This window comes from Paenibacillus shenyangensis, assembly GCF_000346635.1.
In the GTDB taxonomy this organism is placed as follows: domain Bacteria; phylum Bacillota; class Bacilli; order Paenibacillales; family Paenibacillaceae; genus Saccharibacillus; species Saccharibacillus dauci.
Window position 1 is genome coordinate 101,159 of record NZ_AOIG01000022.1, and the last position, 13,769, is coordinate 114,927.

A 13,769-nucleotide genomic window follows, 5' to 3' on the forward strand; every position below is an offset into this window, starting at 1 on the left:
ATGAAAATCAGAAGAACGAGTGGGGATAACCCACTCATTATCACTACCTCTTTCGGTCCAGTGGAGTTTAATGAAAAAGGCATTGCAGAAGTGAATGATGAGGTTGGCGAATTGCTGTTGACTATCCCGGGCTATGAAGAAGTCAAAACGCGCGGCGGAAATAAAGAAAACTCAAATGTTCCGCCAGCTACGACGCCGAATGAAACTGAAACTAAATCCAATGAGGATAACCAGCCGCCGGCTGATGCAGCCTCTGATCAAAAGAAAGAGGCAACTACTGCATCCAAGCCAGCGGATGCTACTACCAAAAAAACAGCTGAATCTAAGTAATGGATATCATTCCTTACTATCTGACGGAAAGAGACGAATCAACTGGTGAGCTGGTTATCACATCACCGGTTGGTTTGCCTACCCCGGCAGAGATACGCAGCCGATGGACATACGGATTAAGCCTGGCAAATGCTGCAGGGGTGACTATGGATGACCGGGACATACTCGGCTTCCTGATGACTGCGGTCAAGGAGACAGAACGCAGGCTAGGCATTTTGCTGAAGTCAACCATTATTGCGTGCAATCCCGATGATCGCGGCTTAATTCAGGGAGTCGACTATGAGCTGGAAGAACAGCCGTATGATTATGATATGCAGAAATGGCAGTCCTATGGTTTCATTCAGCTAAGACAACGGTATGCCAGTCAGATTAATGCATTCAGGCTGGTGAACTATGCCGGGCAGCTGACGGTTAATTTTATGGATTATCCGGAATGGATCAAGCTAAATAAAAAAGCATCTCACCTGCAAATCGTTAATCGAGGCGGTAACGGCATGACAGCCGGTATGGGTTATGGAATGGGCTACAATTCAACACCATTTGCTGCCGGACTGCTGTCGCGTACTCCACAAGTGTTCCATATTGATTATGTAGCAGGTCTCTCTCCGGCGCAGCTGACTGAAGATATCAGAGCTGTCGTCGCCAAAATGGCAGCGGTAGATGTACTGGGAGTAGCCGGAGATTCTACCTTGGCTGGTATGGCTGGATATTCACTGTCTATCGATGGCATTAGTGAAAGCTTTCAGTCGACTGCCAGTGCCATGTATGGAACCTACTCAGCACACATTGTGCAGCTACAAAGCGAAGTCAGCGCATTCTTTGATCCGAAAATTGGTGGAGGGCGTACGAAAATGCGCGGCTTTACGATGGGAGGATTGTAATGGGCTTTGGAAGTGGTGTTAAAGCACATGCTCCGCGCTTCGAAGATTTATTGGCAAGACATGGCCGGGATGTACTCTGGCAAGAGTCCAACCGCTGCTCCTGCATGAATGTAGACAGTGGGCAGCCCCGGTATGATTGTCTGGCCTGTGGCGGTACTGGGTTCGTATATGAACTTCCTATACCAGGCCGTCCAGCAGTACAGAATGTAACAACAAGTAAAGATTACCTCGCATATGCCGGTATGTTTGAAGTTGGTGACATTCTAATGACGGTGCCAGCTAATATGATGCAGCGCAAAGCAGATGGCACATTCAACCCCGGTGTTCGTGAACCGGTACACATGTACAACATCGGATTCGGTGATATTGTCACATTGATTGACGATGAGGTGAAAACATCTGAGGTGCTGATCCGTGGCGAGCAGCTGAATAACCGCCCGGCTGATACTCTGCTCAATCCTAAAGTGACTCGTGTATTGTCAGTTCGCATGCATGATCCTCTTACTGGTGCAACCATGCTGTACGATCCCGACGATTACACTATGACGGGAGCAACAATTGAATGGTTCGGAGAAGAGGCACCGCCGGATAGGGCGCAGTATACCGTGACATATATGCATCGTCCGGTATATACCGTATATGCTGTATTGCCGCGTCCACGGCATCAAGATGGTCAGGAACTGCCGCGTACCGTAGTGCTGCGGTATTATCCGGGAGGTGTATTACATGAATCCATTATCCATCGAGATCCAGCTGCCGGAATTTGATTCTGTTCTGGATCGGTTAGGGAATGGCAATAAGCTACCGTACACTGAAGCAGCCGTAAAGGAAGCAGCACACCTGCTACAATCTACCTGGGTTGAATATGCTTCTGGTGTGAACGTGAGTTATAGCGGCGGGACATTCCGGGTAGGCATCCAAACGGGTGATTACGTGCGCAGCATTCAAAACGGGCTGAGGTTCCCTGATTCTATGACGGGTGAAGTGTTCAGTACATCTTCACACGGCGAATCAATTGAAAGTGGTCAGGACTCCAGAGATCTGAAGCCAAAGCTGCTTGCATCTCCAAAAGCGAAAACGGGCAAGAATGGCAAGAAGTATATCACAGTACCTTTCCGGCACGGCGCACCAGGAGCTGCCAACAACGCAATGCCGGGTCGCATATATGATCAGGCGCGTCAGCTCTCTTTCAGCCGTGTTTCTTCTAATCTACCTACTCGGACCTATGACTGGGGCGGAAGGATTAAGGAAGAGAACACAGGGCAACGGAGCCAGGCAGGGGCGCACCCGGGAGCAGGTCATACTTGGAAGTCTGGTCCTTATCAAGGGATGGTTCGCATGAATAAGCAAGGGCAGACGCAGTATCTGACTTTCCGCCGGATTTCTGAAAATTCCCCGGCAGCTGCATGGCGTCGTCCGCCAACAAAACCTAAGCCGATCCGGGACGCTGTGATTGAAAATACCCGGGAACAAATCGAAGGAATGATAACACAGGGCTTCCAGCAGGACATGGCAGCTGCCGGACTGGGAGGCGGCTAGTATATGCAATTTAATAGTGTGGATATGAAAGAAGAACTGCTGCAATTTTTGAAGCAGTCTTTTCGTGCTGCGCAAATTAAGATGACAGTACTGAAGTCGGACCCGCAAACATCTGGAGAATTACCCTGTATAGGGATTAATCGAGTATCGGACAGTGAAGCCAATCATACGATCGGCGACTTTGCTGGTAGTACGTTTGATGATATTGACTTGGAATATGGCGAATTATATGGAACGGTATTTCAAGAGTCTATGGAGATACGCATCTGGCATAACAATGCAGACGAGCGAGAGCGTGTATATCGTCTGCTCAAGGCGCTTATTATCCAATTCCGTAAGCAGGCGGTAGCGCTGGGTGTCCGAAGCTTCAGTATGGAAGCTGGTAAGGATGAGAGTGATTTCAGCGGGCAGGTTATACCCTTCCCTGTATATTGGGGGAGCTTGGTAATCACTTACTTGAATCCAATGGATGTTGAAATAACAGAACACGTAGTTGCGATTACAAGCGTTACGGTAAATGGAGGTGTCCAAATTGGCACAGAAAGATGAAGCAATGAGTCAGGAGCAGGCAGCCGTAGGGACGCAGCCTGCAAATAGTGAAGGTAAAAAAATGCAGCAGGGGCCTGCAAGGATCACTCTGGAAGAGTATCTGCAGCAGCACAGCGTTCATATCGGACTTGTAGCAAGCTTCCGTTATGAGGCCCGGGAGCGTCCGGAACTGCTGCAAAGTAAAACAGATGCAGAATGGAATACTGTCCTACAGGAGCAGTCGACCATGAATTATAAATAAGGAGGTACCGTATGAGTATTAATATTTCGTTCGGCGGCACGACGATCAAACGTCCTGGCGCTTATTCGACTGTCGATTCAGCAGGGATGGTACCGGTTACCCTGGGTGCTTTGAAATCACTATCTGTAGTGGGGCGTCCAGGGGCGGGCAGTACACTGCCAGTCGACAGAGTTTCATATTTCAATAATCCGAAAGATGCGGCGGCTGCTGTAGGAGCTAGTGACCTGATGGAAGTAATGAATGTAGCTTGGCGACATGGAGCAGATTTGATTGGCGTATCGCCTGTTGCAGCAGCAGATGCTGCCAAGGGTCCGACAGATAGTGAATGGCAGACTGCTATCGATCTGCTGCAACCCGAAGATATAGCCGGTATTATTCCGGTTACAACAGCAGCAGCGATTTGGGCGAAGGTTGATGCGCATATTTCCTTTATGTCCAATACCAAAAACCGGAAACGCCGCCGTGCATTTTACGGACATGCGGCAGGAGCGACTACCAGCGAAATCACGGCACTCGCTGCCCCACTGGCTACCGAACGCGGCATGCTGGTTACGCCGTGTCCTCTGGTAGCAGACAGTGAAGGGAATAAAGTGGTTAAGCCCGGATATTACATGGCAGCAGCTGTGGCCGGGATATGGGCGGGACAAGAATCTCAGGAGCCGGTCACTTACAAGCTGGTGAGATTTGATGGATTGGAAAAGGTGTACATCGGTCTGGAAATCGAAACGCTGCTGGAAGCGCATATCTGTCCGGTAGAGCAGGTGAAAAACGTTGGTTTCCGTATTGTCCAAGGAATCACACTTTCACCGAGTCAGGATCTGACCCAGTCAGAATTATCAGTTTCCACACTGAAGGATGCCATGAGCGAAGATCTGGAAACGTACTTTGAAACCACATATGTAGGTAAAGCAGCCGTTGCCGGGATCGCGACCACCATTTACAACGATCTTATTTCCCGGCTGCAGGCTTTCCAAAAGCAAGGTTGGATCACTAAATACGATCCGGATTCGGTGCGTGTTACACAGAATGGCACGGCATTCTCTTTAGAGTGGTCAGGATCACCGACGCTGCCAATCAATAATTTCTTAATGACCAATCATTTCACACTTTAATTTATAAAATGAAGGAGGGACATGCATGGCTACTGTAAAAGACCAACCGGCACATGCTGGCCATACGATCCGCCTTAAAATTGGCGGACAAGAAGTAGGACGAGCGCAGAGCGTAAGCGGTCGCCGTTCATTTGGTACGGAAAACCAATACGAAATCGGCTCTATCATGCCGCAAGAATCAGTACCGCTGCGTGCTGAAGGTAGCGTTTCGCTTGAGAAATACCGCATTCGTGGCAAATCTCTGGCAGAACTCGGTTTATCCAGCTATGGTATCGGTATCCTGACGATGAACGTTATCGATATTGAAATTACGGATAAATACACCGGGGATATTGTTATTGTTTACCGGGGCTGCACACTGCAAGAATCTTCGGAGACATTCCAGGCGAATGCAATGTCTGGGGAAAATGCAACATGGCTGTATCTGTCTGCCGACTATGGCAAACCTGAATCTGCATAACTATCAAGCCCTCCATGTGAGGGCTATTTATTTTAAGGAGGAAGAACATGTCTCAATACACGGATAAAGATAAGGAAGACGCATTAGCAGCGGTTAAAGCTGCCGGACAGGCTCGTGCCGGAGCGGAGTTGAAGGAAGGCGAAGCGCTCGATTACGAGTCACAGGAAGGCAATCACTATACTGGCGTAATTGTATTTAAAAAGCCTTCTATGGGCGACATTATGAAGATGGGCGCAATTAAGTCGGAAATCCTGCGCGAGTCTGGTGTTAGAGATCCCCGTTTCGTGGATGATGACATCATGTTTATGGCTCAGGTGATCTCAACTCTGGAAGTAGTTATGTACAAGCGTCCAGAATGTCTCCTGAAGCTGCGCGAAATTACAGAAGCTGATTTGTTATTCCATGTATATGGCTTGTATGAGATGTGGGAGGCTTCTTTTCGTAAAGCCTTTCGAGAAGCATCTGCAAACGATCGTCCAGCTGCCGATGGAAAGGAAACTATGGATACTCCGTAAATATGTATACGGAGGCTTGCCGCCAACCGATCCGCGCATTCTGGCAATGACACCTGAACAAGTCGAATTGGAATTTGCGCATATAGCTTTTGATAAAAAAGCCAATAGTCCAAATGCCGAAGAATATTCCGACGACGATTTTGATAAATGGAATAAGGAAATCGACGAAATCGATAGCAAACTATCATACAATTATAAGCCGCGTCAAGAATTGCCGCACGACCCGGACGATTGGGAAAACGTCGAACCATAGGAAGGAGGGACAAGAGTGGCAAAAGAGAATACGGTCCGCGTATCCGCCAAAGCAGAATTTGGCTCACTACAGCGCGGCTTAAAACAATTGCAGCAGGATTTGAAAGGCGTAACCGGCGTTGTCAACAAAGGCGCGAATAAAGGCGGCTTCTTTGATGAAAACCAGTTAAAAGCACTGGATATCTACAAGCAGCGTTTTACCGACACTATGCAGGAGTTAGACAGCCAATTCCGCCGGCAGAATGATATGGTAGAGCAGCTATACGAAAAAATGAACTCTGCTCAAAAATCAGAGCGTGGCGAAATTGAAAAAACAATCCGTGAGCGCGAGAAAAAGCTGGATATTATCCGTAAGGAACTCATTGAAACCGAGCGCCTGTATAATGCACGATCAAGAGAATCGTCTAATTTTAGAAGTGGATCCGGTTCCGGCGGTGGTAGTGGATCGGGCGGCCTGAATGCAGATGGGTTAAACGATCAGGTGAATAAAGGAATTGTCGGCAAGTTCTTTAAAGGCACTGCAGGTCGAGTGCTGACTGCTGGGAAAATGGGGTTAGGTCTGGCTGGGGTCGGTGGTATTGGGGCAATCATCTCACAAGCCTATGGACTGGCTTACAGCCGCCAGGTTGATTCGCTGGACTTGGCACAACGTATGCGTGGACAGCAAGGCTGGAGCGGAGCGGCTAAAAGCATGTGGGACCGATCTGGTGATGTTGGCCGCAGCGATCGCATGGGTTATAGCTCATCAGAAGCATGGGGGTTCCTGGACCAATATACACGGGCAGCAGGCAACATCGATACCGATCAGCAGAAGGGATTATTGAAGTTCGGCCGCGCCTATGGATTAACAACATCTGAAGTTGCTGGAGCAACCGGAACGAACCGGGCGGCGGGCGGATCTGTTAATCCGAAAAGTTTTGCAGATGCTATTGCCGGGAGTGTAGCTGAATCCGGCATGACTCCGCGTATTTTAGAAGTGATGGAGACCAATAATGCATTGCTACAAACTATGAATACAACGCTCAAGGATGGCAGCTCTAAGCAGATATTGGCGTACCAGACTACACTGGACCGGATCGGTACTGAGAAGGGCATGACGCAGCTCACTGGAGCTTCTGGCGGTAACTTGATCAGCGGGCTGGGTGGTATATTTTCCCCGGAAAACGATAACTGGAAGTGGATGGGGATACGGGCACTCCAGCAGTATAAGCCTGGAGAATACGGAAAGATGGATCTGTTTGATCTGGAACAATCCTATGAAGATGGATTGATGAACACAGATAATATCCCGGCCATGTCCAAGTACATTAAAGGCATTAGTGGTGGCAATGAGGAGCTGACCAAGCGGATCATGCAGCGCTGGCTGACTGACGGGGGCTTTGCAGCAACCAAACGTGAAGCTTCTGAGTTCTATGACGCAACCGATGGGTTAACATCCTTCAGCCCTGAGCAGATTGAATCAATGAAAAATGGATCAATTGATTCCGGCGCAAAGTATGATACAGAACGTATGAATGAAACCGGTCAAGGGTTTCTGGATATCGATGCGCAGTATAAACAGAGCTTGACTGGTCTGGGTGATCAATTAGTTGGAATCGTCAACGAATTAAAAGAAGGTGCAGGCGGCTTTGTCGGTACGCTGGTTGAAGGTTTTAACACGGTCAGTAGTACTGTAAAAGATTTAGAGGAAGGCTTAGGCCAATTTGTAACCGATACATTGCAGCAGCTGGGGGTTAGTGAAGAAACCAGCAACAAAATCGGTGATACCATTGGCAACCTTACTGGATATGTAGCAGAGAATCCCGAGGATGCTATTACAACTGCTGCAGGCGGATATGCCGGATGGAAAATATTCAATAAAGTGAAAAGTTGGTTTAATCCTGCCTCTAAAGGGGGAGCAGCCGCTGCTGCGGGTGAAGCGGCGGCAGGAGCTGGAACAGCAGCCAGTGTAGCCGGTAAAATTCTCGGGCCTGTTGGTGTAATCGGATCAGCTAAATTGGCTGATGAAGCCGGTAGCGGAGTTAGTGACTGGCTTTTCGGTCATCAATCGGGACAACGCAAGAATCCGGGTCTATTTGAAAATCCATTTAAGCAGGAAACATGGCAGGATTCTAGGCAGGGCGCTCTTTCACAAGGATGGAATTGGTTATGGGGTCTGGACAATCATGCGGGTGACTCGGATATTGGTAAAATGCCTAATGAGGTAGCCGATAACGTTGAAGATTTATCCCTGTCCGGCAAAAACAATTTCAAAAGCATGGATCGTACGACTACCGATATGGCTAGTAATGCATCTGGCAAATATGTCTCTATGGAAAAAAGCTCTAAGGATTTAACCGAAAAAGGGACCTGGCTATTCCGGCAGATGTTGTATACGGTCCAAAACAAGATGGCCGACATTTACTCCGAGCATCAGGGGATTAAAGAAATGATCGCCGAGCTGCTGAGTGGAGGAGACAGCACGTTAACGGGCCTGCCTGCTTCACTGGAAGATGGATATAGTATCTCTTCTAAGATTACAGACATGAGCGGAATCAGCGCCTCACAATTAGATGCGAAGCTTGGCGGTGTGCTATCCGGTAAGGGAGCACAATTTGTTAAAGCCGGCTTGCAATACGGAATCGATCCGGCAGCACTTGCTGCTATATCGATGCATGAGACCGGTAATGGTACTTCCCCAGCATCACGCAACCGTAATAATGTCGGTGGTATGATGGGTTCTCATGGTTTGATGAATTTCGATAGTATCGATGATGGCATCCTGGCAATGGCCAAAAATCTTAAAAATAACTATGTCGATCAAGGTATAGATACCATAACAGGAGTGCAGCAGCGTTATGCTCCTGTCGGGGCCAGAAATGATCCAGATAATTTAAATAATAATTGGTCCAAGGGCGTCGTCGATATTGCCAATGGATTGATCGGCGGGATGCCGACTAGCTCCGGCAGCGGTTTTTTTAATAACTGGCAAAGCCGTATTACAAGTAGATTTGGATCCAAAGAAGGATTCCGCAAAAAGGCTCATGGTGGTTTGGATATTAACGGAGAGCAGGGAGACAAGTTGGATGCTCTGACCGGCGGAACAATTTCCTTTATAAAAATGGATGATGGCAGCGCACTTGATGAAGACGGCAAAGCCAATACTCGTGGTGGAGGTACTGAGATCGGCGTAAAAATGGCCGATGGTAGCACTTACTTCTATAGCCATCTATCCAATGTGAACTCTGGTCTCAAGGTTGGTCAAAAAATCAAAACAGGCGACTGGATCGGTAATGTCGGTGGTGATCGGGGAGTGCCTGGCAGCGGCAGCAGCACGACCGGTAGCCATCTACATCTGGGATATATGAATTCATCCGGCAAACTGATGGATCCGGAACAATTGCTGCAGTCTTTAGGAACTGGTGGAGCGGGTGACAGTGACATTGGTTACATGACCAATGCCGGATCAGCTGTATCCACGGTGAAGCATCAATCTGAGATCACGGTTAAGCTCGATGTTACAGGAGAAGGTGCCAAGTCTCTAAATGGTGCTACACATAGCCAATTAGAAAGAATGGTCAGAAGAATTATAGCTGAGGCAGAGCGGCAAAAACTGCGTATGTCTCCTACAAAGGCGGGGTACTCATGATAGAGCGTTACAGCTGGGCTCCTGTAGGCGGCGTAGAGGGCAGCAGGTATGTACCGGTAGTTCGAGTAAGCTTTCATACAGAAAAAGCCTGTTACCAGCTCAAGGGGAAGGCTGAGAACGTAGATGACCCGACCAATCAGATCTTATCGATTGCAACGCAAAAAACGCTTGATGCTCCCGCCGGAACATTCAGCATGAAACTTGCCGGAGATAAATGGTTCCGTTCCCAGCTGATCAAGCCCAATGACCTGGTTGTAATACAAATGGGGTATCAGACAACTAAAGGAGAAGAATCTTCCACAGTCATGGTTGGGCTGGTGGACCGGGTGCGACGAACGCGCGAATTGGATGGAGGAATGGCCACCTCTGTAACGGGCAGAGATTTCGGGAAAATTCTGATCAAGTCCAATTTGAAATTTTATCCGCAGATCGGCGGCAGCGAGGCTAAGTCAGATAAGTTCTTTTTGACCAATGAAGGTTGGGTCACACTCATGAGCTACTTTACGAATGAGAACGTGATGAAAGGGACCCCTGCTGCTGTTCTGGATAATATCATGCGATTTATTTTACCTAAATTAAATACAGTGCAGTGGACCGTATGGGATGAGAAGAAACAAACGCCAGTTGCCAAGAAAGTGAACGTCACTAATATTCTCCGGTACAATTTTGCCAAAGTAGACCTGTTTCTCCCGATGATCCTGACCGCTGATCAGTATGAAGGGTCGCTATGGAACATGATGGAACGTGCATGTGTACAGCCATTCACAGAATTTTTCGTGGATGTACGGAATCCAGATGAAGCATGGAATAAAGGCAGCAAGCCTCGCGTAGTCAACGAGACTATCGAGCAGGCATCTGATGCTGCAAAAGCAAAATTCCCAAAAGGCAAAGGATATTATCCTTATCCGCGCTTCCCATTCGGTAAAGACAATGCAGTGGTTTCACTTTTCCTACGGAATACACCGTTTGATAAAGACGCTTGGGAAAAGCTGTTAGCCCATGAGGTCACAGCAGCAGATGTCATCGAAGAAGATCTATCTTATTCAGACGACGAGCATTACAACCTATTCTGGGCAGGTACAACGATCAATCCACTGGGATTCGATCTCAAAAACGTTGTACCGCCGCTGATTAATGAAGCCAATGTTAGTCGATATGGATTATCACCGCTTGAAGTTCAGGTAGAAGGCTTATCAATTGATCAAGATGATCAGACCAGCACCACGCTGCTGGAAGGAATGAGCGGGCAATATACCAAAAAACTTAAATCCTGGTACGAAAACAATCATCTATTCATGAATGGAGCAGTGACTGTTCGAGGAAAGGGACACTACCGGATCGGTCAGCGCTTACAGGCTTCAGGCATTATGAAAGAATTCTACATTGAATCTGTAAATCAGACATTCAATCTGTATGAAGGCTGGACCACCACGCTGCAGCTTACTCGTGGCAAGGATTATAAAAAGGCAGCTGCACCTGCCGCAAATAAATCTGCTACCAAGACGGCAGCAGCCGGTAAAACCGCCTCTAAAAAGACGGCAGCTGAGGTAAAGGCAGAATTCCATACTGTGAAGAAAGGCGAATCCTTATGGATCATTGCTGCTGCAGCATACGGGAAAGGCGATGCTTGGACAAAGATATGGAATGCAAATAAGGAGATGTTGATTAAGCGAGACCAGCGCAATGTATCCAGTCCGGGACAATATCTCTATGAAGGGCAGGTGCTGAAAATACCATGAAAAATCAAAGTTCTCTGGGAGGGCGTACAACTAACCGTCAGCCGGAATTCGGCGTAAATCGATTGGCAAAAGTGACAAGCGTTAAAGATTATGAGCGTTTTGGACGTATCGAAGTTATATTTCTGGACTACAGCCAACCGGTACCGGTATGGATCATTAACAATATGGACCGGGAACCTGTAGAAGGGGATACAGTGCTGATCGGTTACATGGATAATCGGAAGGATGCGCCTTATATGATCGGCTTCCAGCGCAATGGCAGCTATAGCAGCAACTTCATTACAGTAGCCAGGGATAAAATCAGGGTACAGTTACCGGTATTTGATATCGGAGTGAAGGGCGGGCTGGCTCACCAGGACGTACAGGGTAATCTGCTGGACGAAAGCAAGCTGCCGATGCGTGCGTATGTAGAGTTATCTGCTGATCAGGCAGTTGTACATTATCCTGCGGATAAAAAGGGTGCTGCATCATCGATAACGATGACTGCCACGGATACAACCATCCAATATGGGACTGGGCATATCAAGATTTCTGAGGCTGGTTTTGAATTTTTCCATCCTACCGGCTCTGCATTATTTAAGCTACCACAGGGTGAAATGAAAGTAGAAAAAGGGTGAGGAGATGGCAGCAGTCAAGAAGGCATTAGTCAAAAATCGAACCCGCGACATTAAGAAGTTTTATCGTATGACTTTTGAAATACGCAAAACAACCCCGGCGGGTAATTCCGGGTCTCTTGTGCTGCATACACTTCTGGTGAATCCTAGCGAGTTTGCGCAGGAAGAGGCCGGGCGAGGCAACGTTACACAGACTCTCGGTGGCGCATATGTACAAGATTTCGGTATCGGGTTACCCAGTGTCACGATTTCAGGAACGACCGGTTACAGCACACGTACCAGCGCCGAGGGTAAGAAATTGGATGGTTACGAAGAACTTATTAATTTCCGTGCTCGTGTCTATCGAAAGTTCCTACAGGCGAATGACCCGCAGCACTCGATGTACTGGTATAACTGGGAAGATGATGAGCATTATGAAATACAGCCGCAGGACTTCCGCGTACAGCGCAGTAAATCAGAGCCAACCTTATACCGTTACGAATTACGGTTCATCTGTTTGCGGAGACTGGCGAAAACTCGGAAGGAAGCTGCTTCAGATTATCTGCAAAGAAACCCCTCTACAAAGAAAGTGGCTGGCAAACTGGCTGACAATATATCCAATATTGGTGAGTTTATGAAAAAAGCCACGAGGAGGTAACGATGGATGACACATACTACCTGCCGAATACGGAGCCAAGCTTTATCAATTACCCGGTATTGAGGGATGAACAGGCAAACATTGAAGCGATCGTCACCTATGCTGAACGCGCCTATTCTGCCCTATATGATTACAATGAGGCTATTTATGATCGAGTAGATATTAATACCGATGAGTTGGAACAGTATATTGATTTGTGCCGGCGGACTTGTAATGCCCTCGGCACATCTGATCGGGTACCCCATGATGTATTAATTGAGCTGCGGTCCATATTGGCTGAGTTATACAAATTACGGCAGCTTGCCGCTGATACTGAAATTATCGGGGAACCGGATGAAATAGAAGAGGATGAAGGCATATGATTGAACATGTCCTAAACGATGCAGATACGATACAAGGGTTATCTGTTCTTTATAATGTACCCTGGCAAGATATCGCAGAGTACAACAATCTGGAGTACCCGTATACCATGACCAGCCGCCAGGCCTATTTTGAACTGTATGCAGGTGGCTATGTACGATTTATGCGTACTCAAGCAGATAGCGAGTTGACGATAGCTGCAGGATCTCAATTTAAAACAGAAATAGATGCACAAGGTATTCAAAAAGTATACGAATTAACAGAAGATGCAACCCTGGCTGCCGGAACAGCTGAGGGTTATTTTTATGTTCGTTCCATGGTTCCGGGAAGTTTCGGTAATACTATTGCAGGCAGCATCATTATTGTTGGTGAAATCAAAACAAACTCAATCTACTCTAATCCAGTTACTGTTACCAATCCGCAGCCGATCACCAGCGGCAAAGATGCTCGGGTAAGGCTTACTGGTCAGACTATTTACATTGATGATACGAATCAGACTACTCGGCAGCCCAGTAGCAGTTATATCGAAGAACTGGGTGGAGTAGACCTGGTAGCTGCTGTAGACAACGATATTACCTATGACGGGGCAGGAGATTGGGGAGTTGTTGTAGGAGCTGAGAACATCCAGCAGGCAGCCAACCATCGCCTGACTACTCGGCGCGGTAGTATTACCCAGCATCCGACGTATGGCAGCAGGCTGCACGAACTGATCGGACTTGCGCAGGCACCCTATATAAATAAATTGATTGAGCTGGATGTCATCGAAACGTTACTGGATGACGAGCGGATCGATACTGTAACTGTAAATGCTATTGAAGTAGATATGACAGCAATCCGGGTAGATATTAGCTTCACGGCAGCCGGGACAGAATCACAGACAATAGCATCAGTGTCCGCTTAGAAAGGAGGGAT

At 47.7% G+C, this 13,769-nt stretch carries 16 protein-coding genes; all 16 read left to right on the plus strand.

Going from position 1 to position 13,769, the window contains the following annotated elements:
* Genes H065_RS0117915 through H065_RS28080 form a run of 16 tightly spaced genes read left to right on the plus strand, consistent with a single transcriptional unit; the run spans position 1 to position 13,758 of the window.
* Positions 1 to 330, plus strand: a complete 330-nt coding sequence (locus H065_RS0117915; protein ID WP_017814463.1) for a hypothetical protein — start codon at positions 1 to 3, stop codon at positions 328 to 330.
* Positions 330 to 1,211 carry a hypothetical protein gene (locus tag H065_RS0117920; RefSeq protein ID WP_017814464.1) on the plus strand — a complete coding sequence of 294 codons (882 nt, stop codon included), beginning with the start codon at positions 330 to 332 and terminating at the stop codon, positions 1,209 to 1,211. The genes H065_RS0117915 and H065_RS0117920 overlap by 1 nt, the downstream gene beginning before the upstream one ends.
* Positions 1,211 to 1,978, plus strand: coding sequence for a hypothetical protein (locus tag H065_RS0117925; protein WP_017814465.1), 768 nt, complete (start codon positions 1,211 to 1,213; stop codon positions 1,976 to 1,978). Before H065_RS0117920 ends, H065_RS0117925 begins: the two co-directional genes overlap by 1 nt.
* Positions 1,938 to 2,750 (plus strand): hypothetical protein, encoded by an 813-nt coding sequence (locus H065_RS0117930; RefSeq protein WP_017814466.1) that lies wholly within the window; start codon positions 1,938 to 1,940, stop codon positions 2,748 to 2,750. Before H065_RS0117925 ends, H065_RS0117930 begins: the two co-directional genes overlap by 41 nt.
* A gap of 3 nt (positions 2,751 to 2,753) precedes the next feature.
* Complete coding sequence (locus H065_RS0117935; RefSeq protein ID WP_017814467.1) at positions 2,754 to 3,299, plus strand: hypothetical protein; 546 nt, start codon at positions 2,754 to 2,756, stop codon at positions 3,297 to 3,299.
* Complete coding sequence (locus H065_RS0117940) at positions 3,283 to 3,540, plus strand: hypothetical protein (RefSeq protein WP_017814468.1); 258 nt, start codon at positions 3,283 to 3,285, stop codon at positions 3,538 to 3,540. Before H065_RS0117935 ends, H065_RS0117940 begins: the two co-directional genes overlap by 17 nt.
* 11 nt (positions 3,541 to 3,551) lie before the next feature.
* Complete coding sequence (locus H065_RS0117945; protein WP_017814469.1) at positions 3,552 to 4,652, plus strand: phage tail sheath subtilisin-like domain-containing protein; 1,101 nt, start codon at positions 3,552 to 3,554, stop codon at positions 4,650 to 4,652.
* 25 nt (positions 4,653 to 4,677) lie between these two features.
* Positions 4,678 to 5,112: a hypothetical protein gene (locus H065_RS0117950; RefSeq protein ID WP_017814470.1), complete on the plus strand. Its 435-nt coding sequence runs from the start codon at positions 4,678 to 4,680 to the stop codon at positions 5,110 to 5,112.
* Between the two features lie 47 nt (positions 5,113 to 5,159).
* Positions 5,160 to 5,627 carry a hypothetical protein gene (locus H065_RS0117955; RefSeq protein ID WP_017814471.1) on the plus strand — a complete coding sequence of 156 codons (468 nt, stop codon included), beginning with the start codon at positions 5,160 to 5,162 and terminating at the stop codon, positions 5,625 to 5,627.
* The gene (locus tag H065_RS0117960) at positions 5,599 to 5,880 is read left to right on the plus strand and encodes a hypothetical protein (protein ID WP_238557986.1); all 282 of its coding nucleotides are present in this window, start codon (positions 5,599 to 5,601) and stop codon (positions 5,878 to 5,880) included. Before H065_RS0117955 ends, H065_RS0117960 begins: the two co-directional genes overlap by 29 nt.
* A gap of 15 nt (positions 5,881 to 5,895) precedes the next feature.
* Complete coding sequence (locus H065_RS27125; RefSeq protein WP_017814473.1) at positions 5,896 to 9,507, plus strand: peptidoglycan DD-metalloendopeptidase family protein; 3,612 nt, start codon at positions 5,896 to 5,898, stop codon at positions 9,505 to 9,507.
* A complete protein-coding gene (locus H065_RS27130) occupies positions 9,504 to 11,246 on the plus strand; it encodes a LysM peptidoglycan-binding domain-containing protein (RefSeq protein WP_017814474.1) in 1,743 nt (580 codons plus the stop codon). Before H065_RS27125 ends, H065_RS27130 begins: the two co-directional genes overlap by 4 nt.
* Complete coding sequence (locus H065_RS0117975; protein ID WP_017814475.1) at positions 11,243 to 11,863, plus strand: hypothetical protein; 621 nt, start codon at positions 11,243 to 11,245, stop codon at positions 11,861 to 11,863. Before H065_RS27130 ends, H065_RS0117975 begins: the two co-directional genes overlap by 4 nt.
* Positions 11,864 to 11,867: 4 nt before the next feature.
* The gene (locus H065_RS0117980) at positions 11,868 to 12,497 is read left to right on the plus strand and encodes a hypothetical protein (RefSeq protein WP_017814476.1); all 630 of its coding nucleotides are present in this window, start codon (positions 11,868 to 11,870) and stop codon (positions 12,495 to 12,497) included.
* A gap of 2 nt (positions 12,498 to 12,499) precedes the next feature.
* Positions 12,500 to 12,859, plus strand: coding sequence for a hypothetical protein (locus H065_RS0117985; protein WP_017814477.1), 360 nt, complete (start codon positions 12,500 to 12,502; stop codon positions 12,857 to 12,859).
* Positions 12,856 to 13,758: a contractile injection system sheath initiator gene (locus H065_RS28080; protein WP_017814478.1), complete on the plus strand. Its 903-nt coding sequence runs from the start codon at positions 12,856 to 12,858 to the stop codon at positions 13,756 to 13,758. Before H065_RS0117985 ends, H065_RS28080 begins: the two co-directional genes overlap by 4 nt.
* Positions 13,759 to 13,769: the final 11 nt, after the last annotated feature.